Origin of the sequence: Autumnicola psychrophila (assembly GCF_031846645.1) — a bacterium.
In the GTDB taxonomy this organism is placed as follows: domain Bacteria; phylum Bacteroidota; class Bacteroidia; order Flavobacteriales; family Flavobacteriaceae; genus Autumnicola; species Autumnicola psychrophila.
Map to the genome: position 1 here is coordinate 239160 of NZ_JAVRHN010000004.1, position 26204 is coordinate 265363.

Here is a 26204-nt window from a genome sequence, read left to right on the forward strand (position 1 = left end):
GTTCGATATCAATCTTTTCAAGAATCTACAATTGTTTATAGTCTACCGGATAAAGACCGGCTCGTTTTCTTTCTCAGTATGTTCTTCGCTAAAGCGATAATTGTCATAATCGTAACCTTTTATATCGTCCAGAGACTGTGCGTCTTTATCAATTATATAACGCACCATAGAACCTCTGGCCTTTTTTGCGTAGAAACTAATGATTTTAAGCTTTCCGTTTTTGAAATCTTTAAAAACCGGAGAAATAACCGGAACTTTTAAAGCTTTAGTATCAACAGCCTTAAAGTATTCATTACTGGCAAGATTCAGAAATATTTCATCATCTTCTAAATCCACATTAAGCGCCTTAGTTACTTTCTCCTGCCAGACTTCGTATAAGTTCTTTTTTCTTTCAATACCGATAGAAGTACCCATCTCTAACCTGTATGGTTGCATAAGGTCGAGTGGTCTTAGAATTCCGTACATTCCCGATAAAATCCTTAGGGTATCCTGCAGCCGGTCGATTTTCTCTGTCGGAATTGTATATGCATCGAGTCCGGTGTAAACATCTCCAGCAAAGGCATACATTGCCGGACGGGCATTTTTCTTATTGTGATCTTCTTCAAATTCCTGATAGCGGGTATAATTTAGATCAGCCAGTTTATCACTAATTCTCATTAAATCTGAAATCTCAGCTTTTGTCATTCTCGAAAGCTTACGATTTAATTTGGCAGAGTTTTCCAGGAATTGCGGCTGCGTGCCGCGTGTAGTTGGTAATTTTGAATCATAATCCAGGCTTTTTGCCGGGGAAATTACAATTTTCATATTCTGAAGATTTTATCCAAAGATAAGCCGAATGAGATAAAACGAAAAAGCATGTTCTATTACTTCTTTATTGAATAATAGAGAAGGTTTATTTCATTTAAACAAAGTATACTTCGTGAAACCGAAGACTTCAATCAATTGCAACGCACTATTTATTCTAAAAGTAATACAATAGCCTTTAAAAGTCAGATCACGAACTTCCTCGTTATCAAAATAAATAGACTTTCTGAAAGAATAGGGATTAGAAGAAATTTTTCTTATTTCTAAAAAAAGGTCATTTTTAAACTTCCGGGCGGCTAAAGGTTTATCTTTTGCAATGTACCGTATCTGCTTTTCAAGGTTAAACCTAAATTTACCTGATAGTTTTATCTTCATATCGAGAAATAATCCTATCCAGTTCAATATCTACTTCGTCTAAACCAGATAGTGTTGAAGTTCCATTTTCAACAGCTTCCAATTCCTGATGCAACTCTGCTTTCTGCTGCTCAAAAACATTGTCTGAAATTATTTCAATTTCATTTTGATCAATTTTCTTAAGCAGGCTTAGTAGATGATCATAAGCCTCTTTGCTTTTAATTTTCAATAAAATATTTTCCATGGTACTGCAATCTGCAACTAAAGATAAATAATTAAAAGGCAGAGTTTTAGATCCTAATCCAGAATTTCCTTCTGATTCTTTGCGTAGCTCTCCCACTTTGCGATGCAATCCTGCATATCCTGCGGAATCCCGTTATTAAAGCTCATCCACTTTTTAGTTTCCGGATGAACAAAGCCAAGGGTTTTGGCATGTAAAGCCTGTCTCGGCAATACCTTGAAACAGTTCTCTACAAATTGTTTGTATTTTGTAAATGTCGTTCCCTTTAAAACTTTGTCTCCACCGTATCTTTCATCATTAAAAAGGGTATGGCCAATGTGCTTCATATGCACCCGAATCTGATGTGTTCTGCCTGTTTCCAGCTTACAGGAAATAAGCGTCACATAACCATAACGCTCCAGCACTTTGTAGTGAGTAACGGCCGGCTTTCCTTTCTCTGCATCCTCACCTTCATATACCGTATTCTGAAGTCGGTTTTTTGGGTGTCTTCCAATGTTTCCTTCTACAGTACCTTCGTCTTCTTCTACATTTCCCCAAACAATCGCAACATACTCGCGCTCGCTGCTTTTATTAAAAAATTGCTTGGATAAGTGCGTCATTGCCTGCTCTGTCTTAGCTACGACTAAAAGTCCGCTGGTATCCTTATCTATTCTATGTACCAAACCGGGACGGTCACTGCTGTTATTGGGCAAATTTTCGAAATGATATACCAGGGCATTAATTAGGGTCCCGCTGTAGTTTCCGTGCCCGGGATGCACCACCATACCCGCCGGTTTGTTTACAACCAGCAGCGTATCGTCTTCATAAACAACATCCAGCGGAATATTTTCCGGAGTTAGTAAAAACTCATATGGTGGATGTTCAAACATCACCTGAACTACATCTCCAGCCTTTACTTTATAATTTGATTTTACAGCAACTTCATTTACGTAGATATTCCCCGTCTTTGCTGCCTTTTGAATCTTGTTACGGGTAGCTTTTTCGATATAATTCATCAAATATTTGTCCACCCGCAACGGATTTTGTCCCTTTTCGGCTACAAATTTATGATGCTCATAAAGCTCATCATCCTGCTCTTCAATATCGTGACCTTCTTCTTCTTTCATTAAAATTCAATTTCTTCTTCTACACCCGTCTCGCTTTCTTCCTCTTCTTCGCCTTCCTGCCTGTACCTGCCAGAACCATCACCCAATACAAGGTCGATAACTGACGTTTTCATAAGCTCATCTCCCGGCTCTACCAGCTCTCCCCTATGACGCATTTCCAGCACTGCATCTTCAGCAATATCTGGTTTATAGGTAACTTCACCAATTTCAAATCCTAATGAGCGCAATGTTGGCTCTACCTGTCTTCTTGTTTTCCTGATTAAATCATTCGGAATAGTTACTTTTCGATATCCTGAAGGATTCAGCGTTAAATAAATTTTCCGGTCTTCTTTCACAAATTTCCCGGGCTCCGGCACCTGTTCTATTACTGAATAGCGGGGAAAGTCTGGATTAAAATTGGCAGAATCCAAAATTTCAAACCGAAGATCCAGTTCATTAAGTTTGTCATCTACATTATCTAAAGACATTCGCGCCAGGTCAGGTACTTTTATACGTTGATCCTGGTTAGTAGAATATTCCAACCACTGAAGTGCCAGAAAAACAATAACCACAATGGCTATTGCGGCCAAAACTAATTGTATCAAAAAAGTTTTGCTGAAGATAAATCGTATTATTCCCATAGATTGGTTTAAAAAACAAAGATATAAAACCCTGCGGTTTTGGATGCACCCGTTATTAGTGATATTTTTGATAACGATTTTAATCTCTACATATTGAACATGAAGAAAAAAATTGCCATCGCCATGGGTGGCTATTCCAGTGAATATCGCATTTCCATCAACAGTGGAAACATGGTATATCAACATCTTAGCCGCGAATTATATGAACCTTACCGTGTTCATATCTTAAAAGGTGAATGGTTTATGGTGGCAGATGATGACACACCTTATCCTATTAATAAAAGTAACTTTACCGTAAGAATTCAGGATAAAACAATTTCTTTTGACTGCGTTTTCAATACGATTCATGGAACCCCCGGTGAAAATGGACTTTTACAGGCATACCTTGAACTTCTTGGGATTCCGCAAACTTCCTGTGGTTATTATCAGGCCGCTCTTACTTTTAATAAACGGGATTTAATTAGTGTTTTAAAGCCCTACGGAATTAAATCTGCGACTAATTTCTTTCTGAACAAGGAGGATAATCTCAATCCTGGCGAAATTGTTGAAAAAGTAGGCCTACCGTGCTTCGTAAAAGCGAATCGTGCCGGAAGCAGCTTCGGGATCACCAAAGTAAAAACGAAAGAGGAGCTTATTCCGGCTGCAAAAACAGCTTTTAAAGAGGATGATGAAGCAATTATTGAATCTTTTCTGGATGGAACCGAAGTTTCTGTAGGCGTGGTCACATATAAAGGAGAAGTTATTGCCCTGCCGGTAACGGAAATAATTTCAGAGAACGAGTTTTTTGATTACGAGGCTAAATACCTCGGAAAATCACAGGAAATCACTCCCGCAAGAATTTCTGAAGAGCAAACTAAGAAGGTGCAGGATATTTCTATTCTTATATATAAAAAGCTAAAGATGAAAGGTCTTACCAGATCAGAATTTATTTTTCATGATGGCGAGCCACATTTTATTGAGATGAACACAACGCCTGGGCTTAGTAAAGCTAGTATTTTACCACAGCAGGCAGCAAAAGCAGGAATTAGCCTGCAAGATCTCTACGGAAGTGCTATTGAAGCCGCTTTGGAAGAATAACTTTTTTTCAACAGAAATTTTTACCTTTAAGCTTATGAGAAAAGCAGTTTTTCCGGGATCTTTTGATCCGCTTACTTTAGGACACATAGATATCATTGAGCGCGCATTGCCCCTCTTTGATGAAATTATACTGGCAATTGGTACCAATTCTGAAAAGAAGTACATGTTCTCCCTCGAGGAAAGACTTTCTTTTTTAAAAGAAGCATTTAAAGAAGAAACTAAAATAAAGGTCACCACTTACAGTGGACTGACTGTCGATTTTTGCAAAAAAAAGGAGGCCGCTTTTATCCTTCGGGGATTAAGAAATTCTAAGGATTTAGAATTTGAAAAAACCATTGGTCAGACTAATTTTCAAATGGCCGGAATAGATACCATTTTCCTGGTGAACTCTCCGGGCAAAAGCCATATCTCTTCTACTGTAGTAAGGGATATCATCAGGCACGGTGGGGACTACAGTTTTATGGTTCCGGATGTGGTAAGGAAAAAGTGAATGAGTAGAATTAAATATTCTCCTTAATTCCATCAGTTACGTTTTCCAAAGCATTGAAGCCAATACCTAAAAATGTCCATTATCGATCTACTGTTTTTTAGCCCTCACAGGTTTTTAAAATCTGTGAGGGCTAATATCAAAACTGGCAATTATCGAAATACTATCCCGTTATTGATTAAAAATTATACCTCACTCCTACTCCTCCAAAATAGTTTCTTGGATTACCTGGGTAATAATATCTTGGAGCGGCACCTCCAAAGCCTACAGCATTGGTAACCACGCTCGCTGCGTAATGTTCATCTAAAACATTATTGATGCCGGCGTTAAAATTAATTTCAAAATAATCTGAAACATTTAAACTATAGACTGCCTTTAAATTTACCAGCTCATAGCTATCTGTATATTCTGAATTACTGTCATTCAGCGGAATTTCTCCCACCGCTCTGTAGTTACTGTAAAACGTGAGGCCCCAGGCTGTAGAAAGATCCAAACCTAAATTGACTGTAGATTTTGGAACTCCCGGCAGCTCATTTCCTGCATTATCCACATCCTCATTTATAAATTCATCGAATTCAAAAAAGTTAAAAGCTGCATTAACATAAGGTTTTCCGGTTATTCCTGCTCCAAAGTCAAAATTGTATTGTGCTAAAAATTCAATTCCGTTATGATCGGTTTTTCCGGCATTTACACCTACATATTGATCCTGACCAATACGCTGCGCAACAAGCAGATTCTCTATCTGGATGGAATACAGTGCAACTTCTGTGTATAACCTATTGTTTAACCAGTTTCCTTTAAACCCGATTTCGTAATTTATTCCGGTTTCGGGCTCCAGGTCTGTATTAATTTGCCCTTCAGGAGTCAGGGTTTCTGCTACAGTGGGAGTAGAAAATCCGTGGCTTATTGACGCATAAATATTTTTTCCAGGTGCAACTTCATAAGTTGTTCCTATACGTGGAGAAAAAATAGTATTAAAACGGTAATCCCCGGTTTGATCAACCTCATCTTCAGCATATAAATCGGTTAAGGTATACCCTGTAGTATTAATATTAAAACCTGCTTCGGCATTCCAGTTTTCGGTTATTTCCAGGCTTATCTGTCCAAAAAAATTAGCGTAGTTTCTTACCTGCTCATTGTTACTTAACCGTGCTCCCCTAACGCTTCCCTGATCTGTAAAATCTTCGAAAAGATTTTCGAAAGTGCCAATCTCGTACCATTCATTGTAATATTCTGCACCAAAGCTAAGCTGAGAAGCCAGATCACCAATATTAGTGTTCAGATTAAATTTTGTACGTGCCCCGGCTGAAAGTCGTTCCTCTTTTAAAATATCAAATGGCCTTGGCTCATAACCATTTCTGAAGTTCATATAAATACTTGTCGTATTATCAAAGTTTTCAGAAAACTGATGCGTATAAGCCAAGCCTAAAAGTCCGCGGTCATAAGATTCGTATCCTTCTGAAGCACCCCAGGTATATGCCGCTGTTTCAGGATCATTAATAAAATCCTCTTCATTTAAAGAACTTGGAATAAAAGCTTTTAATTGGGTGAAATTTGCCAAAAATGAGAGGCTGTTATTTTCAGAAGTTAAGAGCTTCGCATTTACAAGAGCAGATTTACGGTCATATTCCCCATTTTCACGATACCCATCGCTTTTTAAATGAGAATAATTGGCAAAAAAGCTTGTATTTTCTGAACTGTGTGAAGCCAGAACTGTTTTTTTAGAAGTATTAAAGCTGGAAAGTTGATAATTGACCTTTCCGGTGGTTCCCTGTGCTTCAGGATTAGCAGAGTACAGATTTATTGAACCTCCCAGACCAGCTCCATAAATACTGGAAGTAGGTCCTTTGATAATTTCTACCCTTTCCAGAGATTCCTGATCGATATCATCCAACGTGAGTTCACCTTCTGCGGTAGTCATTGGAATTCCATCAAAATATGCCTGAATTCGATTCGTGCTGTATTGAGAGCGCGCTCCAATACCACGAATATTGATCTTGTTGGTATTTAACGCACCCTGATTCACGTACATCCCCGGCACATAATTGAAATTATCCATTAATGCCGTGGCATCTGTACGCCGGAGATCATTTTCTGTGAGTAAACCTACTGAAGCAGGCACTTCCTGAAGTTCATTAGGGATAATTGTGCTTCTAACAACAACTTCTGAAAGATTATCCCGAACAGGATCCAGCGTAATTAATAGCGTTTCATTATAAGATGTAACGGTTCTGTAATTATTCTGAAAACCTAAATAGGTTATTTCCAGTTTAATCGGAAGGTCTTCAGCTTCCAGAGAAAACTCTCCATTTTCACCTGAAAAAACTACAGCATCCGAAGTAAGATTTTTAATTCTCGCATCTACAATTGCTTCAGAATTCTCCGAATTAATAATTCTACCCTCTATGTTCTGACCAAAAACTTTTCCGAAGCAGATAAAAATTAAAGCTGCTAATATTCTTCTTTCCAATAGTTTAATTTTTTTTATTCGACTGAAATTTTCCAGATTACATTCCCATCATCGTCATTTACCAGCAAAGAACCATCGGGTAAAGTGGTGACACCTACTGGTCGACCATAAACTTTACTTGAATCTTTGTCTGCAAAAAACCCGGTAAGGAAATCTTCTGGTTCTTGCGGTTTCCCGTTTTCGAAAGGTACGAATAAAACTTTGTATCCGGCGAGATCGGCCCTGTTCCACGATCCATGCTGTCCTACAAAAGCTCCGTTTTTATACTTATCAGGAAATTGATCTGCTTTATAAAATGTAAGGCCCAGAGAAGATGTGTGGGCGCCCAAAGGAACATCTGGCACGATGGCTTTTTCAACAAGTTCCAGGTGCGGATCTTCTGCCCATCGAGGGTCTTTTATATCCCCAAAATATGAAAAAGGCCAGCCATACCAGCCATCTTCTTTTACACTGGTGAGATAATCTGGAACCAGGTTATTTCCAATTTTGTCACGCTCGTTCACAGATGTCCATAACTCCCCGGTAACAGGATTCCAATCCATTCCCACAGGATTTCTTAGACCTGCACCATAAATTTTTTCACCAGTTCCATCAGGATTAATTTCAATAATGTTAGCTCTACGTTCCTCCTTTTCCATCCCGTGTTCTCCTGCGTTACTGGAAGAACCTACAGATATATAAATTTTGCTACCTTCCTTATTGGTAATTATATTTCTTGTCCAGTGGTGATTGTAACCTCCTGCAGGGAGCTCTACAACAGTTTCCCCACTTGCATCTATTGAAGTTTGTCCCTCTTTATAAGGAAACCTTTTAAGACCATCCACATTTGCAACGTAGAAATAATCATCCAAAATCAGCATTCCATAAGGCTGATTAAGTCCTTCCATAAACACATATCGCTCATCGGGCATTCCGTCTTTATTTGTGTCTCTAAACATGGTAATACGGTTGGCACTTTTTTTGGCGTCATTAGATTCTACCACAAAGACATCTTCATTTGGTGCGACATAACTCCTGCGGGGATGCTGGAGATCTTCCGCATATAAAGTCACTTTAAAACCCTCAGGTGCTTTGGGCTTATTTCCGGACCATCCAATAACTTCACTTTCATTAGTGACAGATTCAGAGGAATAGGGAGGAGGAAGCTCTAAAGAACCTACAGCTGTTTGAACCACATTTGCCGGCCTGTTCGCTATTTCGTCCTTCTTTTCTTCACTTACTTCGTTAAACTGTGCAAATGTTGTCATGCTCATTCCAAGAGCAAAAAGTACACTTAATAAATTTGATTTTCTTTTCATTTTCAAGCAATTTTCTCAAAAATACTCCGAAATTTGTGCCGGGAAAAGTTTTAGAAGCTGATTAGGTTTCCTTTAACAAGGGTTAAATCCGGCATACACCTCTGCATATATTGTAAGCTATGGTAGTTTTAACTATGTTTACCAACAATTATTAAGAAGCTTTTAAAAATTTTGAAGCAGACATCACAAGAAACTTTTTTGTGTGTAATGTCACTCTCTTAAATTCGCTCAAATGAAAAAAAAAGCAATAGTAGCTTTACTTTTTTTACCCCTTTTTATTTCCTGTGATTTATCCAAATATCGCCTGGTGGTAGACTATGATTTTGAAACAAGATTTGAAAAATCTGAAGGTAAAGAGACTGCAACGTATTCTGAAATTATTGATTTTTACGCTCAACTGGATAAAGCTTACACAACTATAAGCTTTACGGAATTTGGTTCTACAGATAGCGGTAAACCTCTGCATCTGGCGGTTTTCAGTCCTTCCGGAGATTTTGATCTGGAAAAACTGAGGCAGGAGCATACGATAATCTTGCTGAATAACGGCATTCACCCGGGAGAAAGTGACGGTATTGATGCCACGATGATGCTCTTTAGAGATTTGGCTGGTGATTCTATTGATGTACCAGAAAATACAATTATCGCCACTATTCCTATTTATAACATAGGTGGTGCACTAAACAGAAATTCCACTACGAGGACAAACCAAAATGGTCCTGCGGAATATGGATTTAGAGGAAATGCGAGGAATTATGACCTGAACAGGGATTTTATTAAAGCAGATACCAAAAATACCAGGACTTTCTATGAAATTTTCCATCAGGTAAAACCTGACGTTTTTATCGATAATCATGTTAGTAACGGTGCAGATTATCAATATACCCTCACCCATTTATTCACTCAGCACAACAAGTTGGGAGGGGAACTGGGAGAGTATCTTAATAAGAAAATGATGCCCGCTCTGGAAGATTCGCTCAAACAGAAAGACTGGGATATCACGCCTTATGTAAACGTTTTTGATAAAGTTCCTGAAGAGGGGTTTAGTCAGTTTTTGGATTACCCAAGATATTCTACCGGCTATACTACGCTTTGGAACACCCTTGGGATGATGGTAGAAACCCATATGCTAAAACCTTACGACCAAAGAGTAATGGGAACTTATGAACTTATGCGGTCCATTGTAAACATTACAGATGCTGAAAGCGCCACTATAAAAGATCTTAGGGGACGTGAAACAAAGAAATACCTTACAGAAAGGTGGTATCCTGTAGATTTTAAACCAGATATGGAAAATCCTACCACAAGAGAATTTAAGGGTTATGCAGGAGAAAGAATTAATAGCGAAGTTACCGGGCAGGATCGCTTAAAGTACGACCGCAATCAACCCTACTCAAAGGAGATAGAATATTTCGACAATTTCACAGCACAAGATAGAATTGAGATTCCGAGGGCGTATATTATTCCGCAAGGATGGTGGGAGGTAATCGATCTTTTACAGCTCAATCAAATAAAAATGGAACCTCTGGCGCAGGATACCGTAATTTATGTAGAAAAGTACAGAATCGAAGAATTCGAAACTGTAGAATCACCCTTTGAAGGTCATTATCTTCACCAGAATACGCAGGTGAGTAAAACCACAGATTCGGTTAGCTTTAGAAAAGGAGACTTCTATGTAACCACTTTTCAGGATGGGGCGAGATACCTGCTGGAAACGCTGGAGCCTACTACAGTAGATTCGTTCTTTAACTGGAACTTTTTTGACACTGCCCTTCAGCAAAAAGAACATTTTTCACCTTACGTTTTTGAAGATATAGCCAGGCAGTTATTGGATACAAACCCCAAATTAAAAGAAGAATTTGAAGAAAAAAAGAATTCAGATTCAGATTTCAGAGATGATTCCTACGCTCAATTGCAGTGGATCCACAGGAGATCAGATCACTACGAAAAAGCCCATTTACGCTATCCGATCTTTAGAGTTCCCAGATAAATATTTTTCAGAAAAAAGAAGTTTTATATTAGCGTATGACTTTTTAAGTGCTTTTTGACTCTTTTCAAAATTTTTCCATTTCGCTTTTTCTATCCCCTCTTTTTGTTCCGGTTTTAACTCTCCGTCGTAGGATGTTCGCATTTCATACCAATGCGTTACCTTAAGCCTGTAATTACCCTTGCGCTTAAAGACATGATACGTTTTCTGAATAAATTTGGTTATCTCCAAATCCTGAACACCGGTTTCTTCTTTTACCTCACGAATAGCAGAATCTTCTATGCTCTCCTTTTTTTCAGTCTTTCCTTTAGGAAGATCCCACCTTTTGTTACGGTAAATAAACAAGATTTCATCCTTATCATTTAACACCAGGCCACCAGCAGCGGTCACTACCCGTAATTTCTTCAGTAAAAACTTCAGAAGTTTTTCTTCGTCTTCATGATAAAGGTTTACGTAAAGCAGTTTTCCTTTATTGATCTTCTTTATCAACTTCTTCAGTCTTACGGTTTTAATAGGGTAAGAAGTATATGCTTCACCAATTTCTTTTTTTGTGGAAAGAATAATTGGGACATCATTTACAAAAACTTTATACATTTGTACTATGATTTTAAATAAAGAAACAGCAAAACAAACCGCTGAACTATTATTGCAAATTAAAGCAATAAAATTAAACCCACAAGAGCCATTTACATGGGCCAGCGGATGGAAGTCCCCGATTTACTGTGATAACAGGGTGATATTGTCTTACCCCCCAATCAGGAACTTTATACGCGAACATTTCGCAAAACAGGTAGAGGAACTCTATGGGAAACCAGATGTAATTGCAGCTGTGGCTACAGGAGCGATCGGAATTGGTATGCTCGTCGCAGAATATTTAAGCCTACCTTTTGCCTATGTAAGGCCTGAAGCCAAGGGTCATGGAAGAAAAAATCAAATTGAAGGTAATATTGAGGAAGGTCAGAATGTAGTTGTTATTGAAGATCTTATCAGCACAGGAAAAAGCAGCCTGAATGCTGTAAAAGCGATAAGAGAAGCAAAAGCGAATGTAAAAGGAATGCTGGCTATCTTCACTTATGATTTTATTGTTGCCACGGAAAATTTCAAAGAAGCAAAGGTAGAGCTTCATACTCTAAGCGATTATGATTACCTGATTGAAACGGCACAAAAAACAAAATATATTAATGGTTCTGAAGCTGATATTCTAAAAGAATGGCGTCATGATCCCGCTAATTGGAATAAATAATCATGAATTTAGAAAGTCCAAAAGTAACCGCAAATAAAAATCAGCAGGAAATGTTTGAATTTTTGACCAATGTCGAAAATTATGAACAGTTAATGCCAGAGAGCAAGGAAAAATTTAAAGTATTAGATCAGGAGACTTTTTTGTTCGCCCTAAAAGGCATGCCAGAGATAAAATTGAAAATTCAGGAGACCGAAGAGCCAAAGTTAGTGGTTTTAGGCTCTACTTCAGATAAACTGAATTTCTCCCTTAATATCCATATCGATAATTTGAATAAAAATAAGAGTGAAAACCAGCTTTTCTTTCATGGCAAGTTCAATGCAATGATGAGTATGATGGTTAAAAGTCCGCTACAAAAGTTTATCAATAGCCTTGCTGAAAATATAGCGAAAGTATAGGCTGCACTTCAGATAAGAGAGCAGCAAAAAATGGCAAATATCGACCTGCAGAGTTCACAAGCCCTTATGAGTTAGATAATTGCCATTAAAATAGGATTATTTTCTTCAGAAGAGAAGTTTTATTTCCTTAAGATCGAAAGTTTTATAATCGGAATCTTCTGTTTCCACGAATAATCTTCCTTCACGCGTTACCCCTCGTATAATTCCGGTTAAATGGCTACCGTCTGGAAATTCAAAGGCAGAAACCTTGTCTTTTCTAAACATTTTGGAAATATATTCGTCCAAAAGCAGTTGTTTTTGGTGAGCTGCCAATGTTTGAAGCCCTTTTTCGATAGCATCCAGTAAATTTTCCAATAGCCTGTCAAGGTTAAAATTCTGACCTGACATTTGCTGCATAGAACCTGCCTGGGGCAGGTTTTGGAATTCCATTTGATTTACATTCAATCCTATTCCCAATACCGATGCCGATATATTGGCATTTTTTAGAATGTTTTCAATTAAAATCCCGCAAAGCTTAAAGTTTGCTGACATTATGTCGTTAGGCCATTTGACCGCTACTTTTGGAATTTCATATTTCTTTAAAACATCTGCAATCGCCAAAGCTACCGCTGCACTTAAAAAAAATTGATCTTCAACCGCAAAATCAACATGAGGATACAACACACTAAACGTAAGATTTTCACCGGGGTTTGAAACCCATCCTGCACCACGCTGGCCTTTACCTTTGGTCTGACAATGAGCCACTACACATACAGGCTCAAAAGTAGATTTGCCGTGGTACAAATCACGAGCAAATTCATTTGTAGAATTGATGGCATTAACTTTGATTATACGCATGTAGAAACTAAAGGCGCAAAGGCATTAAAATGTTATAATATAACAGGCTTTAAAAAGACTAAAAAGTAATAACTTTGCGTAAAGAAATAAATTTAATGGCAAAAAAAGAAACGAACAGCGATCAACTTATTGCTCAAGTTATAAAGGGAATTGAAGAAGTAAAAGGAAATAATATAGACATCCTGGACCTAAGGGAAATTGAGAATACTGTTTGTGATTACTTTATCATCTGCAATGGTACTTCTAACACGCAGGTAAATGCCATAGTAAATTCCGTACAAAAATCTGTTAGTAAATCTCTTAAGGACAAACCCTGGCATATTGAAGGTAGCGAAAATGCCGAATGGGTACTTATGGACTACGTAAATGTTGTGGTTCATGTTTTTCAACGACATATAAGAGAGTTTTACGACATTGAAAGTCTTTGGGGTGACGCAAAGATCACCAGTATTGAGACCAATTATTAAATCTAATCCAGAAGTAAGCAAGAATGGCGAAAGAGCAACCCAAAAAGAAACTAGATCCTAAAAAGCCTAAATTTAGTGCGTATTGGATCTATGCGGCTATAATTATTATTTTCTTAGGAATTCAATTTTTTACCGGCGGCGGCTTTAACGAGCCAGCCAAGATCACACCAAACCAGTTTGAAGAATACCTGAAAGATGGTGATGTTCAAAAGGTCGTTATTGTTAATAGTCAAAAGGCAAATGTCTATCTCACCGAGGAGGCAAAACAAGAAGATCAACATCAATCCAAGACTAATGAAGAAATGTTTGCTGCGGGAGATACCCCAGCCTATACCTTTAATCTTGGGAGCCTTGAGAAGTTTCAGAATGACGTAGAAGATATTGAGCAAGAATATAACGTTTCAGCAAACGTGACCTTTGAGAGGGAAACTAATGTTTGGGGTGAAGTTTTCTTTACACTTTTACCTTTTATACTAATTATAGGTATCTGGATCTTTATTATGCGAAAAATGAGTTCTGGTGCCGGTGGTGGTGCCGGGGGTCAGATTTTCAACATTGGAAAATCCAAGGCGAAGCTTTTTGATCAAAATACCGATGTAAAAACATCTTTTAAAGATGTTGCCGGATTGGAAGGAGCAAAAGAGGAAGTACAGGAAATCGTAGACTTCCTGAAACAACCAGAAAAATATACTGCTTTAGGTGGAAAAATCCCAAAAGGAGCTTTATTGGTTGGTCCTCCGGGAACCGGTAAAACTTTATTGGCAAAAGCCGTAGCTGGAGAAGCTAAAGTTCCGTTTTTCTCGCTATCGGGCTCAGATTTCGTCGAGATGTTTGTAGGAGTTGGAGCTTCCAGAGTACGTGATTTGTTTAAACAGGCAAAAGAAAAATCTCCTTCTATTATTTTTATTGACGAAATTGATGCCATTGGTAGGGCGAGGGGAAAAAGTAATTTTTCAGGATCTAATGATGAACGTGAAAATACGCTTAACCAGTTGTTAACAGAAATGGACGGCTTTGGCACCAACACAAACGTAATTGTGGTTGCAGCAACAAACCGTGCAGATGTTTTAGATAAAGCCTTAATGCGTGCAGGACGTTTTGACCGGCAGATCTACGTAGACCTTCCCGATCTAAATGAGCGAAAGGAAATTTTTGAAGTTCATTTAAAACCGTTAAAAAAGGTTGCAGATGAGCTGGACACAGAATTTCTGGCAAAACAAACTCCAGGATTCTCGGGAGCCGATATTGCGAATGTTTGTAATGAAGCTGCTCTTATAGCGGCAAGAAAAGGAAACAAAGCAGTAGGAAAACAGGATTTTCTTGATGCCGTAGACCGAATTGTTGGTGGACTTGAGAAAAAGAATAAGATAATTACTCCTGAAGAAAAAAGAGCTATTGCTTTTCACGAAGCAGGGCACGCAACGGTTAGCTGGATGTTGGAACACGCAGCTCCTCTTGTTAAGGTAACAATTGTTCCCCGCGGGCAGTCTTTGGGTGCAGCCTGGTACCTACCGGAAGAACGCCTAATTGTAAGGCCAGAACAGATGCTGGATGAGATGTGTGCAGCTCTAGGTGGTCGTGCGGCAGAAAAAGTAACGTTTGATAAGATATCAACCGGCGCACTTAGCGACCTTGAAAAAGTAACTAAACAGGCAAGAGCGATGGTCACAATTTATGGCCTTAACGATGCTGTAGGAAACCTAACATACTACGACTCTTCAGGGCAAAGTGAATATAATTTTACAAAACCGTATAGTGAGCGTACTTCAGAACTTATAGATAAAGAGATTTCGGGACTTATTGAAGCTCAGTACCAGAGGGCCATCGCTCTTCTTACAAAGAACAAAGATAAGCTTACCCAATTGGCTGAAATCCTGTTAGATAAAGAAGTTATCTTTAAAGATGATCTTGAGAAAATTTTTGGTGCGCGACCATTTGCTAAAGATCGGGAAGAGCTTGCTAAAGCCACTAAAAACGTAACTCCGGAAGAGGAAGTAGCCCAGGCTAATCCCGATTCTGATAATTTTGATGGAGATACTGTTGCTAATAGTAACAGCGATTCCGTTAAAAAATAGTTTTTTAAGCATCTGTAAAAAATCTTAATTTGACCTAAGGTTAAATTAAGATTTTTTACCTTTGAGATAATGACGTCGAGAACCACACATAACACTTTATGAGTCTATTTAGCAGATTCCTGAACCCCAAATCTAAATCAGACAAAAAGCAGGAAAGTCCTGAAAAAGCTGATAGGGGAAAGTATATGCCTGAGGTAAAATTACCGACAGACGAGAGATTTATGCTTAACTTCAGGAATAATGGGGGGAAATTTCTCTATTGTGAGAGTAATGATGAAGTTCTTGAGGCTTTTGACAACATCCTGCTGGAAAACGACTGGTATGAGAAAGAATGTTTTTGTTTTGACCAGGGGCTTCAGGATAAGTTTAATAATTTTAACCTTGATTTTAACAGATCTTCCCAGGCAGCTTTCCTCCTTTCTACCTGTGAGTACCTTATTGCCAATGATGGGTCTATCCTTATATCCTCAAACCAGATAAAGGAAAGCAAATTGCATGATTTACCCGCTAATTTTGTCATTCTAGCCTCCACTAGTCAGCTTATTGATACTATTGGGGAAGGATTACGGGGCATAAAATTCAGAAATAAGCAACATATTCCCTCCAATATTACCACCATTAAAAATTTCGAAACGCAGAAAGAAGGTGATTTTATGAGCTATGGAAGTAGCGCTAAAAACCTATATTTGCTACTTCTTGAAGATCTTTAATATATGAGGGAAGCCATAATCAGAACTATTTCAGGATTATTGTATATATCCATTTTGGTAGCTTCTATCCTCTCTTCTGAATTTGTTTTTATTAGTTTGTTCTATTTAATTGGTCTAGTGTGCCTTGTTGAAATGCAAAAACTACTACATCTTAAAAGTTATGCATTATATGCAGTACAGGCCTTGCTTTTTTACCTCTTCAGTTATTTAAAATTTGATCAGGACGCTACGATCCTTCTTCTCTTTATTACCATGTTCGTTAATTTGTTTCTTGTTAAGGATTTAATGGTGGTTAATAAAATTCCGGTGTTTGAAAAGAAGAAATACATTATTATTATTTTCTACCTTATCTCCTCCGTTATTTTTCTTACACTTATTCCAACTATTGCGGGAGTTTTTATACCTAAACTGGTCGTTGGAATTTTTATTTTGATATGGACTAATGATACTTTTGCCTTTATTGTGGGTAAAAATTTTGGTCGCAGAAAACTTTTTGAGCGCATTTCTCCAAAGAAAACTATTGAAGGTTTTTTAGGCGGACTCATTTTTAGCTGCGTAGCCAGCTATTTTATTCACTTTTACACGGAATTTTTAACTTTCCCAATTTGGTTGGGATTAGCTGTAATATTAAGTATTTTTGGTACGCTGGGCGACCTTATTCAGTCTAAGTTCAAAAGACAGGCAGGCGTGAAAGACAGCGGAAAACTAATGCCGGGACATGGCGGCCTATTTGACAGGTTGGACAGTATTATTTTTGCCAGTCCCTTTGTTTATGCATATTTATACCTATTAGATTATGTTTCATAAAGAAGGTTATAAGATAATGATCATTACTGCAATTCTATTAATTGCAATAAATGTTCTTAGTTACAGTTTAATAAACACGTACTGGATTAAATTTTTAATCCTTATCGTCACGATCCTACTTTTCCTGCTCGTCATCCAATTTTTCAGGAATCCGAAGAGAAAAACTGAAATTAATAATCAAAATGTAGTAGCACCAGTAGATGGAAAAGTTGTCGTAATTGAAGAAGTTTACGAAAAAGAATATTTTAAAGACAAAAGATTACAGGTTTCTATTTTTATGTCCCCCATAAATGTTCATGTTACCCGGCATCCTGTGGGAGGAAAAGTAAAATTCAGTAAGTATCATCCCGGGAAGTTTCTTGTAGCATGGCACCCTAAATCCAGTGAAGAGAACGAAAGAACTACAGTGGTTGTAGAAAATGAAGTTACAGGAGAAATTCTATATAGACAGATTGCCGGAGCTATGGCCAAACGAATTGTGAATTATGCCAAAGAGGGAGAGGAAGTTATCCAGGGAAGTGACAGTGGCTTTATCAAATTTGGTTCCCGTGTAGATGTTTTTATGCCTTTAGGTACGCCACTAAATGTAGAGCTTAATCAAAAAGTTAAAGGCGGCATAAGTGTGATTGGAAAAATTCAGGAATAATTGAATTATGCCAGAGGAAAAGAATACAAAGTTTTTAAAGGCCTATAAAATGGCAAGTACAACAGATCAAAGGTTTCCACCAGATGTGTTGCTTCACTTTTATGCTTACTATAAGCGCGCTACTTCAAAAAATGGCTTTTATCTGCCACCTACCAGTGTTGGAGATTTACGCTCCGCCTTTAAAGTAAATGCTCTAGTTCAGGTTAAAGATTTGACCAAACAAGAGGCTCAGGAAAAATATATTGACCTGGTAGAAGAATATATTGGCAGCGTAGATTAGTCTCCACTGCCAAATTTCTTAAAAAATTCTTCCTCTTCTATTTCAAACTTTCCAGACTCGCTTTTAAAGCCTCTATTTTCGATTCAGCATCTGCTTTCTTTGCTTTCTCTATAGCGACCACTTTTTCCGGAGCATTATTTACAAACCGCTCATTAGATAGCTTTTTGTCAACAGACTTCAGAAAGCCTTCAGTATAAGAAAGCTCCTCTTTCAGTTTCTTTATTTCAGCATCAACATCTATGGCTCCAGTTACAGGAACAAAGTAGTCATTTGATTTTACACGGAAGGACAGTGCTCCTTCAACCTGCTTCTCCACATACTCCAGTGCCGAAAGATTACCCATCTTTCTAATAACAGGGTCAAAGAATTCTGAAGTTTTTTCGTTGTTTAAAACTTTAAATTCAATTTCATTTTTAAAAGATATATTTTTTTCTTTTCTGATCTTTCTGATTCCCGTGATCACTTCTGAAGCAACTGAAAAATCTGAAATAATTTTTTCATCGAAAGAACTTAATTCTGGCCACTTAGCTATAATTAAAGCTTCCTGCGGAGTTCTTCCTGTTATTTCCTGCCAGATTTCTTCGGAAGAAAACGGTGTGAAAGGATGCAAAATCCTTAAATTATCTTCAAGAATAGCAATAACTTCCTTAAATGTAGTGGCATCTATTGGCTCTCCAAAACCAGGTTTCACCATTTCGAGGAACCAGGAACAGTAATCGTCCCAGATGAGCTTATAAGTTGCCATTAAAGCATCGCTAATCCTGTATTTATCGAAATGATCTTCTATTTCATGCAAAACCTTTAGAAACTTCGCCCTGTACCAGTCAATTGCAATTTTTGAAGTTTTATCCTGTTCTTTTTCTTCGGAAATTTCCCAACCTTTTACAAGCCTGAAGGCATTCCAGATCTTATTTATGAAGCCACTCCCCTGTTTACAAAGATCTTCATCGAACATAAGATCGTTCCCGGCAGGAGAACTTAATAACATCCCCACTCTCACGCCATCTGCGCCATATTGCTCAATTAATCCCAGTGGATCTGGAGAATTCCCCAGAGACTTTGACATTTTCCGGCGCTGCTTATCCCGAACAATCCCAGTTAAATAGACATTTTTAAAGGGTCGTTCTCCCTGGTATTCATATCCTGCCATAATCATACGAGCTACCCAGAAAAAGAGGATTTCTGGAGCGGTTACAAGATCATTTGTAGGGTAATAATACTGAATTTCCTTATTTTCCGGCTCCAGAATACCGTTAAAGACACTCATTGGCCAAAGCCAGGAAGAAAACCAGGTATCTAAAGCATCCTTATCCTGACTGATGTCCGATAATTGCCATTTTTGACTACCCGTCTTTTCTTTAACTTTCTCAAGGGCTGCTTCGGGATTTTCAGCAACAACAAAATCTTCTTTTCCGTCACCATAGTAATAAGCGGGAATCTGCTGTCCCCACCACAATTGTCGGGATACATTCCAGTCCCGCACATTTTCCATCCAGTGCTTGTAAGTATTCAGAAACTTATCCGGAACGAGATTTATATCGTCACCAACAACCGCTTTTATTGCAGGTTCGGCAAGATCTTTCATCTTTAAAAACCATTGATCACTCAATTTAGGTTCTATAACCGCCCCTGTACGTTCGCTGGTGCCTACTTTGTTAATATGCTCTTCAATTTTAACGAGAATTCCCAGCTCTTTCAATTCCTCTGTAATTTCCTTCCGAACAACAAATCTGTCTTTGCCTTCGTAGTGCATTCCGTAGAAATTCAAGGTAGCATCATCGTTCAAAATATCGATAACTTCAAGATTATGCTTGTCACCTAACATTTTATCATTCTCATCGTGTGCCGGAGTTACCTTTAAACACCCTGTACCAAATTCCAGATCTACATATTCATCTTCTATAATCGGAATTACACGATTGTTGATAGGAACAATAGCTTTCTTTCCTTTTAGGTGGAAAAATCGTTCATCATTAGGATTTATACAAATAGCCGTATCCCCAAGAATGGTTTCCGGTCTGGTGGTGGCGATCGTCAATGTATCGTCACTACCTTCAATTTTATATTTTAGGTAATAAAGATTCCCCTGCTTTTCCTGATGAATAACTTCCTCATCAGATAGAGTGGTTTTAGCTTCAGGATCCCAATTTACCATTCGGTAGCCCCGATAAATTAACCCTTTTTCATAAAGATCTATAAAAACTTTTATGACTGAAGCAGACATCTTTTCGTCCATAGTGAACTTTGTCCTCTCCCAGTCACAGGAAGCTCCCAGTTTCTTTAACTGTTCCAGAATAATTCCACCATGCTTATGGGTCCACTCCCAGGCATGTTCCAGAAATTCTTCCCGGCTCAGGTCATTTTTATTGATCCCTTCAGCCTTAAGTTTTGCTACAACTTTAGCTTCCGTAGCAATAGAAGCATGATCTGTCCCCGGCACCCAGCAGGCATTAAAGCCTTTTAAACGAGCGCGTCTTACCAGTACATCTTGAATGGTATTGTTCAGCATATGTCCCATATGCAAAACTCCAGTTACATTAGGCGGAGGGATTACAATGGTGTACGGTTCTCTCTCGTCTACTTCTGAATGGAAATAATTATGATCCATCCAGTATTTGTACCACTTATCTTCTACTTGTTTTGAATTGTATTGGGAAGCAATAGCCATAATTTGGTCTGATTTTTGAAATAAAAGCAAAAGTAATTATAACTGAAGGATTTTGAAAGAAGTTGAATTGAATAAAATTTGGTGTAATTTTTAATTCAGAGTATCTTTACAATATCTATCTAAACCCAAAAAACATGAAAAAATTAGTACTAATTGCCACTTTTATTTTAGCCGGAATAGGAACTACAATGGCACAGGCCAAAATAGTATTCCAATCTGAGACAATTGATTATGGCGAAATTAAAAAAGGAAGTGATGGAGTTCGTGTGTTTGAATTCACAAATACAGGAGATGAACCACTTGTAATTAAAGAGGTATCCTCCAGCTGTGGTTGCACCATTCCGAAAAAACCTGAAGGCCCTATTGCGCCGGGAAAAACCGGAACTATTGAAGTAAAGTACGATACTAAAAGAGTGGGACCAATTAGAAAAACAGTTACTGTTTACTCTAATGCTGAAGAGACTATAAAAGCCCTTAAGATTAAAGGAAAAATTTTACCGGAAGAAGTTACCGAGATTTAAAACTAAATTTTAAGAAACAAAAACCTCCCAACTGGGAGGTTTTTTGTTTTTCAGAAAAGGTAAAAAGGTCAGTTTATGGTTGTGTTTAAATTCCTTCTATATATTGGCCGCAACCCTATCAATTCTACTATTATTTTTGCATTTTTGTATTCTATAAAAAATTGACAGTTATGCCTAGTATTTCCCAGAAGGGTCAAAATATGCCCCAATCCCCTATTCGAAAGCTTGTTCCATATGCAGAAGCCGCTATACGGGAGGGAAGGACGATCTACCAGTTAAATATTGGCCAACCGGATATAAAAACTCCGCAGATAGCATTAAATGCTATAAAAAATAATAACATAGAGGTTCTCTCCTACAGTCATTCGGCTGGTTTTCTTAGCTACAGGGAGAAGTTAGCAGGATATTATAAAAAGCATGATATCCCAGTAAGCGGCCAAGATATTATAATTACAACAGGAGGGTCTGAGGCACTTAATTTTACAATGGGCAGCATTACAGACCCTGGTGATGAAATAATCATTCCGGAACCTTTTTACGCCAATTACAATGCTTTTGCAGAAACTTCAGGCGTGAAAATCCTGCCCATACAGGCTTCTTTTGAAAATAATTTTGCTTTACCACCTGTAAGTGAATTTGAAAGCCTCATTACAGAAAGAACAAAGGCTATCCTTCTCTGTAATCCTGGAAATCCTACCGGCTATCTTTATACAAAAGATGAAATTCAGCAAATAGCAGATCTTGCTATAAAGCATGATATTTTTGTCGTGGCGGACGAAGTTTACCGCGAGTTTGCCTATGACGGTGTAAAACATCATTCCATCATGAGTATTGAAGGATTGGAAGATCACGCTATAATGGTGGATTCTGTTTCCAAAAGATACAGTATGTGCGGTGCCAGGATTGGTTGTCTTGTTTCCAAGAACAAGGATGTAATAGCCGCTGCCATGAAATTTGCACAGGCAAGATTAAGTCCGCCTACTTTTGCTCAAATAGCGAGTGAAGCAGCATTAGATACTCCGCAGGAATATTTTGATGAAGTAAATAAAGAATATACACTTAGAAGAGATATCCTTATAGAAGGCCTGGAAAAAATTGAAGGTGTAAAAGTTGCAAAACCCAAAGGGGCATTTTATTGCATAGCCGAGCTTCCGGTAGAAAATGCCGAAGACTTTGCAAAGTGGCTCCTGGAAAATTTTCAGCATAATAATGAAACAATAATGGTTGCACCGGCGGCAGGCTTCTACTCTACTCCAAATACCGGTTTAAACCAGGTGAGGATTGCGTATGTTCTAAAAAGGGAAAATCTGGAGCGGTCAATAGAAATTCTTGAAGTAGCCCTTAAGCAATACAACAAATAACATGCAGTTTCTGCATAATGCCTCTTTAAAGGAATATAATACGTTTGGAATTGACGTTAGCGCCAGGCGCTTTATCTCTGTTACTAATGTAGAAGATCTAAAGGAGGTGCTCGCGCAAACATATTCGTCAGAACTTTTTATTCTTGGCGGCGGAAGCAACATGCTTTTAACAAAAGACATTGAAAAAACCGTTCTTCATATTGATCTGAAAGGGAAGGAATTAATTTCAGAAAATGAAAATGAAGTTCTTGTAAAAGCCAGTGCCGGTGAAAATTGGCATGAATTTGTTTTATATACACTTGAAAAAGGACTGGGTGGCCTGGAAAACCTCTCCCTTATTCCAGGAAAAGTAGGAACTGCTCCTATTCAAAATATTGGGGCTTACGGGGTGGAACTCAAGGACGTTTTTGAAGAGTGCGAGGCGATACACATACAAACCCTGGAACAGAAAACCTTTAGTAAAGAAGCATGTAAATTTGATTACAGAAATTCAGTTTTTAAAAATAAGCTCAAAGGTCAGTATATCATTACCAGTGTTACCTTCAGGTTGACAAAAAACCATCATGTTTTGCATACTGATTATGGGGCAATAAAAAATGCGCTTGATCAGAAAGGCATTAAGGATGCAGGAGTCAAAGAGATTTCTGATGCCGTGATATCTATAAGAAAGTCAAAGTTACCCGACCCCAGAATACTTGGAAACAGCGGAAGTTTTTTTAAAAATCCTGTTATTTCAGTAGATCTTTTTGAAGAGCTGCAACGGGCTTATCCTGAAATGCCTTCTTATACTGTTTCACCCCAAGAAGTCAAAATTCCTGCGGGCTGGCTAATAGAAAAGGCGGGATTAAAAGGATACAGAAAAGGCGATGCCGGTGTGCACAAGAATCAGGCGCTTGTACTGGTAAATTATGGAACGGCAACGGGTATGGAAATTTTACAATTATCGCAAAAGGTTCAGGAAAAAGTAGAAGAAAAATTTCAGATCAAGCTTGAACCCGAGGTTAATATAATATAATTAGAAAAGAGGCTTCCTAAATAGATAGATAGCCTCTTTTTCCTACTTCGCTACTACCCTAATCAGGACTTCTTTTTCATGATAACGGCATCAATAAAATGAACAACTCCGTTGGAAGCATCCACATCTGCCTGTGTAACGGTTGCAATATTCCCATTGGCATCCCGAAGAACAATATTATCTCCACTCATCATAGCCGTAATATCTTCACCTGCCATCGTGCTAAAGGTATACTCCCCGTTATTACTCTGAATTTGCTGACTCAGTTCATCGGATGTGATTTCATCCTCCACAACGTGATACTTCAATAAATCTGCAAGTTTATCTTGATTTTCGTTCATCATTAAAGTATCCAGCTCCTCCTGACTTATCTCGCTAAATGCAGAATTTGTTGGCGCAAACACTGTAAAAGGCCCTTTTTCTGTTCTAAGTGTCTCAGCTAAATCACCTCTTTCCAGTGCATCAACTAATGTATTTAAAGAATCTGACTCCATGGTTCTGGCGACAATACTATTGTCCTCCAGCTCCTTTTGCTCTTCATCGGCTCTTAAAGCCGCCTCTCTTTTCATCTCAGCCTGTTCAGCCTGAGCCTTCTCCTGTTCCTTCTTCTTTGTGTCTTCACAAGCAGTGAATATTAGAACAGAAAAAACACATATAATAAACAAATTTTTTATTTTCATATTTAAATTATTTATTGAAAACATCGAAGATATCTCCTAACTGTTAAACATTCAGTTAATTACCTTTAAATTTTAGTTAAAGAGAGACAATATCGGCATAAATTGTCTTCACATTTCCCCAGACCTATTTTTATTCTTATTTTTGCATTAGAAAAAGGAAAAAAATGGAAGTCTTTATAATTAGCTTTATACTCATAGCACTTGCTTTTGCCGGAATTGCAATTAAAATCTGGGGGAAAAAAGATGGAAAATTCGCAGGTACCTGCGCCAGCCAAAATCCTTTCTTAAATAAAGAAGGTGAGGCTTGTAGTTATTGCGGAAAATTACCTGATGAGATTGGCGACTGTTCTACTACTGAAAAGGCCAGGTAAATTTAATGTCAACAATTTTACTATTCTTTTTCCTGCTGATTGCAGCAGTTAATCTTGCCTATTTCATTAGCTTTTTCAGTTTTGCCTCCCCGAAGAAATCTTCATCTTCACCTGCTGCCCAACCAGTTTCTGTTATTATTTGCGCAAAAAATGAAGCACAAAATCTTAATTCTTTTCTTCCTTCAATATTAGACCAGGATCATCCCGATTTTGAAGTCATACTCATAAATGATGCATCAATGGATGAAACGCTGGAAGTAATGGAGAAGTATAAAGAATTGGATCCACGAATTAATATTGTAGATGTAAAGAACAACGAAGCATTTTGGGCGAATAAAAAATATGCATTAACCTTGGGTATTAAAAGAGCCAAAAACACACATCTTCTGTTTACGGATGCCGACTGCGCGCCTCAAAGCAAATCCTGGATTAGCGGAATGTGTAGAAACCTGCAGGAGGAAACATCTATTATTCTGGGTTATGGAGGCTACTTTAAAAATAAATCTTCTTTTTTAAATAAATTGATCAGGTTTGAAACTCTGCTTACTGCAATTCAATACTTTTCCTATGCAAAACTAGGAAGTCCTTACATGGGAGTAGGTAGAAATCTTGCCTATACTTCAGAACTATTTTATCAGCAAAGCGGTTTTGCCAGCCATCTGCACCTTAGATCAGGTGATGATGATCTCTTTGTTAATGAAGCTGCCACCAGCATGAATACATCCATCTGCGATTACCCCGCTGCTTTTACCAGAAGTGTACCCAAAAGCACATTTAGCGCGTGGATTAAACAGAAAAGAAGACATGTTTCCACAGCTAAGAATTATAAGAAAAAGCACAAACTTCTTCTGGGCCTTTTCTATTTTTCCCAGATCATGTTCTGGACTTTGTTCTTCGTACTACTCTTTGCCGAAAATTGGCAAATTTCGACAGTCACCTTTGGAATAGTAATTTTAATAAAGGCTGCACTGTACTACAAATCTGCGGAGAGGTTAGATGAAAAAGATGTAGTTTGGTTATTTCCGATTCTGGAATTATTTTTAATCTTTACACAAAGCGGTATCTTTATAGCTAATATTTTTTCAAAACCTACTCATTGGAAATAAAACCAGAAAGGCTTCTAATCAAAATAAGGGAAGCAAAAGGCGGTAGTCAGGCGGCCTTTAACTATCTTATGGATACTTTCTGGAATGACGTTTATGGTTTCCAGCTAAAAAAGACCAGGGACGAATACGAAGCTGAAGATATTAGTATCCAGACGTTTTCAAAGGCATTTAATAAGATTGAGACTTTTGATGAAGACTACTCCTTTAGTACCTGGCTAATAGCAATTTCCAAAAATATTCATGTAGATCTTATAAGGAAGAAGAACTCCTCTATTCGTTCCCGAACAACAAATCATGATGAAGAAAAAGTTTATGCCATTGCAGATGAAACTCCTTCAATTGAAGATAAACTTATAAGTGAGCAGAACCTTGCTCAATTATTAAGAGATATCAAGCAACTAAAACCACATTATCAGCAGGTTATTAATCTCAGGTATTTTCAGGAAAAATCTTATAAGGAAATCGCAGAGAACCTCGATGAACCAATGAATAATGTTAAGGTCAAGCTACTGAGAGCCAGAAAACTACTTGCAGAAATTATTAAAGACCGCAAACATGAGTAAGGTATCTTACTCTCTACT

General features: G+C 37.9%; 28 protein-coding genes. 17 read left to right on the forward strand and 11 right to left on the reverse strand.

Going from position 1 to position 26204, the window contains the following annotated elements; genetic code table 11:
- Positions 1-42: 42 nt before the first annotated feature.
- The 5 genes from yaaA to RM541_RS06915 form a co-directional block, all read right to left on the reverse strand.
- A complete protein-coding gene (yaaA, locus tag RM541_RS06895; RefSeq protein WP_311499485.1) occupies positions 43-804 on the reverse strand; it encodes a peroxide stress protein YaaA in 762 nt (253 codons plus the stop codon).
- Positions 805-897: 93 nt separating this feature from the next.
- Positions 898-1179 (reverse strand): type II toxin-antitoxin system RelE/ParE family toxin, encoded by a 282-nt coding sequence (locus tag RM541_RS06900; protein ID WP_311499486.1) that lies wholly within the window; start codon positions 1177-1179, stop codon positions 898-900.
- Positions 1157-1402 (reverse strand): hypothetical protein, encoded by a 246-nt coding sequence (locus RM541_RS06905; protein ID WP_311499487.1) that lies wholly within the window; start codon positions 1400-1402, stop codon positions 1157-1159. Before RM541_RS06905 ends, RM541_RS06900 begins: the two co-directional genes overlap by 23 nt.
- Positions 1403-1455: 53 nt before the next feature.
- Positions 1456-2505: an RluA family pseudouridine synthase gene (locus RM541_RS06910; protein WP_311499488.1), complete on the reverse strand. Its 1050-nt coding sequence runs from the start codon at positions 2503-2505 to the stop codon at positions 1456-1458.
- Positions 2505-3125 (reverse strand): PASTA domain-containing protein, encoded by a 621-nt coding sequence (locus tag RM541_RS06915; protein WP_311494283.1) that lies wholly within the window; start codon positions 3123-3125, stop codon positions 2505-2507. The genes RM541_RS06910 and RM541_RS06915 overlap by 1 nt, the downstream gene beginning before the upstream one ends.
- Before the next feature lie 99 nt (positions 3126-3224).
- Here RM541_RS06915 and RM541_RS06920 point away from each other — a divergent pair, with 99 nt between their 5' ends.
- Both RM541_RS06920 and coaD read left to right on the forward strand, forming a co-directional pair.
- Positions 3225-4202: a D-alanine--D-alanine ligase gene (locus tag RM541_RS06920; RefSeq protein WP_311499578.1), complete on the forward strand. Its 978-nt coding sequence runs from the start codon at positions 3225-3227 to the stop codon at positions 4200-4202.
- 34 nt (positions 4203-4236) lie between these two features.
- Entirely contained in the window at positions 4237-4692 is a 456-nt protein-coding gene (gene coaD / locus RM541_RS06925) for a pantetheine-phosphate adenylyltransferase (protein WP_311499489.1), read from the forward strand.
- 175 nt (positions 4693-4867) lie between these two features.
- On the opposite strand, the gene RM541_RS06930 is transcribed toward coaD, so the two are convergent.
- The gene (locus tag RM541_RS06930) at positions 4868-7159 is read right to left on the reverse strand and encodes a TonB-dependent receptor (RefSeq protein WP_311499490.1); all 2292 of its coding nucleotides are present in this window, start codon (positions 7157-7159) and stop codon (positions 4868-4870) included.
- A 14-nt stretch (positions 7160-7173) separates the two neighbouring features.
- Positions 7174-8457: a PQQ-dependent sugar dehydrogenase gene (locus RM541_RS06935; protein WP_311499491.1), complete on the reverse strand. Its 1284-nt coding sequence runs from the start codon at positions 8455-8457 to the stop codon at positions 7174-7176.
- A gap of 232 nt (positions 8458-8689) precedes the next feature.
- Here RM541_RS06935 and RM541_RS06940 point away from each other — a divergent pair, with 232 nt between their 5' ends.
- Positions 8690-10444, forward strand: a complete 1755-nt coding sequence (locus RM541_RS06940) for a M14 family metallopeptidase (RefSeq protein ID WP_311499492.1) — start codon at positions 8690-8692, stop codon at positions 10442-10444.
- On the opposite strand, the gene RM541_RS06945 is transcribed toward RM541_RS06940, so the two are convergent.
- Entirely contained in the window at positions 10412-11035 is a 624-nt protein-coding gene (locus RM541_RS06945; RefSeq protein WP_311499493.1) for an NUDIX hydrolase, read from the reverse strand. The two genes, RM541_RS06940 and RM541_RS06945, sit on opposite strands and share 33 nt — an antisense overlap.
- 7 nt (positions 11036-11042) lie before the next feature.
- Between RM541_RS06945 and pyrE the strand changes: the two genes are divergently transcribed.
- Both pyrE and RM541_RS06955 read left to right on the forward strand, forming a co-directional pair.
- Positions 11043-11684, forward strand: a complete 642-nt coding sequence (pyrE, locus tag RM541_RS06950) for an orotate phosphoribosyltransferase (RefSeq protein WP_311499494.1) — start codon at positions 11043-11045, stop codon at positions 11682-11684.
- 2 nt (positions 11685-11686) lie between these two features.
- Positions 11687-12079 (forward strand): SRPBCC family protein, encoded by a 393-nt coding sequence (locus tag RM541_RS06955; protein WP_311499495.1) that lies wholly within the window; start codon positions 11687-11689, stop codon positions 12077-12079.
- Positions 12080-12184: 105 nt separating this feature from the next.
- On the opposite strand, the gene RM541_RS06960 is transcribed toward RM541_RS06955, so the two are convergent.
- Positions 12185-12916 (reverse strand): biotin--[acetyl-CoA-carboxylase] ligase, encoded by a 732-nt coding sequence (locus tag RM541_RS06960; RefSeq protein ID WP_311499496.1) that lies wholly within the window; start codon positions 12914-12916, stop codon positions 12185-12187.
- Between the two features lie 95 nt (positions 12917-13011).
- Here RM541_RS06960 and rsfS point away from each other — a divergent pair, with 95 nt between their 5' ends.
- From rsfS to RM541_RS06990, 6 genes are all read left to right on the forward strand, one after another.
- Positions 13012-13383 carry a ribosome silencing factor gene (gene rsfS / locus RM541_RS06965; protein WP_311499498.1) on the forward strand — a complete coding sequence of 124 codons (372 nt, stop codon included), beginning with the start codon at positions 13012-13014 and terminating at the stop codon, positions 13381-13383.
- A 23-nt stretch (positions 13384-13406) separates the two neighbouring features.
- Positions 13407-15458, forward strand: coding sequence for an ATP-dependent zinc metalloprotease FtsH (gene ftsH, locus RM541_RS06970; protein ID WP_311499499.1), 2052 nt, complete (start codon positions 13407-13409; stop codon positions 15456-15458).
- Positions 15459-15556: 98 nt separating this feature from the next.
- Positions 15557-16168, forward strand: coding sequence for an LUD domain-containing protein (locus RM541_RS06975; RefSeq protein WP_311499500.1), 612 nt, complete (start codon positions 15557-15559; stop codon positions 16166-16168).
- Between the two features lie 3 nt (positions 16169-16171).
- Entirely contained in the window at positions 16172-16975 is an 804-nt protein-coding gene (locus RM541_RS06980; protein ID WP_311499501.1) for a phosphatidate cytidylyltransferase, read from the forward strand.
- Entirely contained in the window at positions 16965-17621 is a 657-nt protein-coding gene (locus tag RM541_RS06985) for a phosphatidylserine decarboxylase family protein (RefSeq protein WP_311499502.1), read from the forward strand. The genes RM541_RS06980 and RM541_RS06985 overlap by 11 nt, the downstream gene beginning before the upstream one ends.
- A gap of 7 nt (positions 17622-17628) precedes the next feature.
- On the forward strand, positions 17629-17901 hold the full coding sequence (locus tag RM541_RS06990) for an acyl-CoA-binding protein (RefSeq protein ID WP_311494297.1): 273 nt from the start codon (positions 17629-17631) through the stop codon (positions 17899-17901).
- 37 nt (positions 17902-17938) lie between these two features.
- On the opposite strand, the gene RM541_RS06995 is transcribed toward RM541_RS06990, so the two are convergent.
- The gene (locus RM541_RS06995) at positions 17939-20569 is read right to left on the reverse strand and encodes a valine--tRNA ligase (protein ID WP_311499503.1); all 2631 of its coding nucleotides are present in this window, start codon (positions 20567-20569) and stop codon (positions 17939-17941) included.
- A gap of 134 nt (positions 20570-20703) precedes the next feature.
- Between RM541_RS06995 and RM541_RS07000 the strand changes: the two genes are divergently transcribed.
- From RM541_RS07000 to murB, 3 genes are all read left to right on the forward strand, one after another.
- On the forward strand, positions 20704-21090 hold the full coding sequence (locus tag RM541_RS07000) for a DUF1573 domain-containing protein (protein WP_432264665.1): 387 nt from the start codon (positions 20704-20706) through the stop codon (positions 21088-21090).
- A gap of 170 nt (positions 21091-21260) precedes the next feature.
- On the forward strand, positions 21261-22451 hold the full coding sequence (locus RM541_RS07005; protein ID WP_311499504.1) for a pyridoxal phosphate-dependent aminotransferase: 1191 nt from the start codon (positions 21261-21263) through the stop codon (positions 22449-22451).
- Position 22452: 1 nt separating this feature from the next.
- A complete protein-coding gene (gene murB, locus RM541_RS07010; RefSeq protein ID WP_311499505.1) occupies positions 22453-23466 on the forward strand; it encodes a UDP-N-acetylmuramate dehydrogenase in 1014 nt (337 codons plus the stop codon).
- A 62-nt stretch (positions 23467-23528) separates the two neighbouring features.
- Here the strand turns inward: murB and RM541_RS07015 are convergent, their stop codons facing one another.
- Positions 23529-24146 (reverse strand): fasciclin domain-containing protein, encoded by a 618-nt coding sequence (locus RM541_RS07015; protein WP_311499506.1) that lies wholly within the window; start codon positions 24144-24146, stop codon positions 23529-23531.
- A gap of 164 nt (positions 24147-24310) precedes the next feature.
- Here RM541_RS07015 and RM541_RS07020 point away from each other — a divergent pair, with 164 nt between their 5' ends.
- From RM541_RS07020 to RM541_RS07030, 3 genes are read left to right on the forward strand one after another with little or no spacing between them, the layout of a single operon-like run.
- Positions 24311-24517, forward strand: coding sequence for a membrane or secreted protein (locus tag RM541_RS07020; RefSeq protein ID WP_311499507.1), 207 nt, complete (start codon positions 24311-24313; stop codon positions 24515-24517).
- Positions 24518-24522: 5 nt separating this feature from the next.
- Complete coding sequence (locus RM541_RS07025) at positions 24523-25623, forward strand: glycosyltransferase (protein ID WP_311499508.1); 1101 nt, start codon at positions 24523-24525, stop codon at positions 25621-25623.
- On the forward strand, positions 25614-26186 hold the full coding sequence (locus RM541_RS07030; RefSeq protein ID WP_311499509.1) for an RNA polymerase sigma factor: 573 nt from the start codon (positions 25614-25616) through the stop codon (positions 26184-26186). Before RM541_RS07025 ends, RM541_RS07030 begins: the two co-directional genes overlap by 10 nt.
- The last annotated feature ends 18 nt before the right edge of the window (positions 26187-26204 follow it).

Coding starts and splice junctions, on each gene's coding strand:
- coaD (WP_311499489.1), top strand. CDS start 4,237: ATGAGAAAAGCAGTTTTTCCGGGATCTTTTGATCCGCTTACTTTAGGA.
- RM541_RS07005 (WP_311499504.1), top strand. CDS start 21,261: ATGCCTAGTATTTCCCAGAAGGGTCAAAATATGCCCCAATCCCCTATT.
- RM541_RS07000 (WP_432264665.1), top strand. CDS start 20,704: ATGAAAAAATTAGTACTAATTGCCACTTTTATTTTAGCCGGAATAGGA.
- RM541_RS06990 (WP_311494297.1), top strand. CDS start 17,629: ATGCCAGAGGAAAAGAATACAAAGTTTTTAAAGGCCTATAAAATGGCA.
- yaaA (WP_311499485.1), bottom strand. CDS start 804: ATGAAAATTGTAATTTCCCCGGCAAAAAGCCTGGATTATGATTCAAAA.
- RM541_RS06960 (WP_311499496.1), bottom strand. CDS start 12,916: ATGCGTATAATCAAAGTTAATGCCATCAATTCTACAAATGAATTTGCT.
- RM541_RS07015 (WP_311499506.1), bottom strand. CDS start 24,146: ATGAAAATAAAAAATTTGTTTATTATATGTGTTTTTTCTGTTCTAATA.
- ftsH (WP_311499499.1), top strand. CDS start 13,407: ATGGCGAAAGAGCAACCCAAAAAGAAACTAGATCCTAAAAAGCCTAAA.
- RM541_RS06915 (WP_311494283.1), bottom strand. CDS start 3,125: ATGGGAATAATACGATTTATCTTCAGCAAAACTTTTTTGATACAATTA.
- RM541_RS06955 (WP_311499495.1), top strand. CDS start 11,687: ATGAATTTAGAAAGTCCAAAAGTAACCGCAAATAAAAATCAGCAGGAA.
- RM541_RS06905 (WP_311499487.1), bottom strand. CDS start 1,402: ATGGAAAATATTTTATTGAAAATTAAAAGCAAAGAGGCTTATGATCAT.
- RM541_RS06980 (WP_311499501.1), top strand. CDS start 16,172: ATGAGGGAAGCCATAATCAGAACTATTTCAGGATTATTGTATATATCC.
- RM541_RS06995 (WP_311499503.1), bottom strand. CDS start 20,569: ATGGCTATTGCTTCCCAATACAATTCAAAACAAGTAGAAGATAAGTGG.
- pyrE (WP_311499494.1), top strand. CDS start 11,043: ATGATTTTAAATAAAGAAACAGCAAAACAAACCGCTGAACTATTATTG.
- RM541_RS07020 (WP_311499507.1), top strand. CDS start 24,311: ATGGAAGTCTTTATAATTAGCTTTATACTCATAGCACTTGCTTTTGCC.
- murB (WP_311499505.1), top strand. CDS start 22,453: ATGCAGTTTCTGCATAATGCCTCTTTAAAGGAATATAATACGTTTGGA.
- rsfS (WP_311499498.1), top strand. CDS start 13,012: ATGGCAAAAAAAGAAACGAACAGCGATCAACTTATTGCTCAAGTTATA.
- RM541_RS06900 (WP_311499486.1), bottom strand. CDS start 1,179: ATGAAGATAAAACTATCAGGTAAATTTAGGTTTAACCTTGAAAAGCAG.
- RM541_RS06985 (WP_311499502.1), top strand. CDS start 16,965: ATGTTTCATAAAGAAGGTTATAAGATAATGATCATTACTGCAATTCTA.
- RM541_RS06975 (WP_311499500.1), top strand. CDS start 15,557: ATGAGTCTATTTAGCAGATTCCTGAACCCCAAATCTAAATCAGACAAA.
- RM541_RS06910 (WP_311499488.1), bottom strand. CDS start 2,505: ATGAAAGAAGAAGAAGGTCACGATATTGAAGAGCAGGATGATGAGCTT.
- RM541_RS06945 (WP_311499493.1), bottom strand. CDS start 11,035: ATGTATAAAGTTTTTGTAAATGATGTCCCAATTATTCTTTCCACAAAA.
- RM541_RS06940 (WP_311499492.1), top strand. CDS start 8,690: ATGAAAAAAAAAGCAATAGTAGCTTTACTTTTTTTACCCCTTTTTATT.
- RM541_RS06920 (WP_311499578.1), top strand. CDS start 3,225: ATGAAGAAAAAAATTGCCATCGCCATGGGTGGCTATTCCAGTGAATAT.
- RM541_RS06935 (WP_311499491.1), bottom strand. CDS start 8,457: ATGAAAAGAAAATCAAATTTATTAAGTGTACTTTTTGCTCTTGGAATG.
- RM541_RS07025 (WP_311499508.1), top strand. CDS start 24,523: ATGTCAACAATTTTACTATTCTTTTTCCTGCTGATTGCAGCAGTTAAT.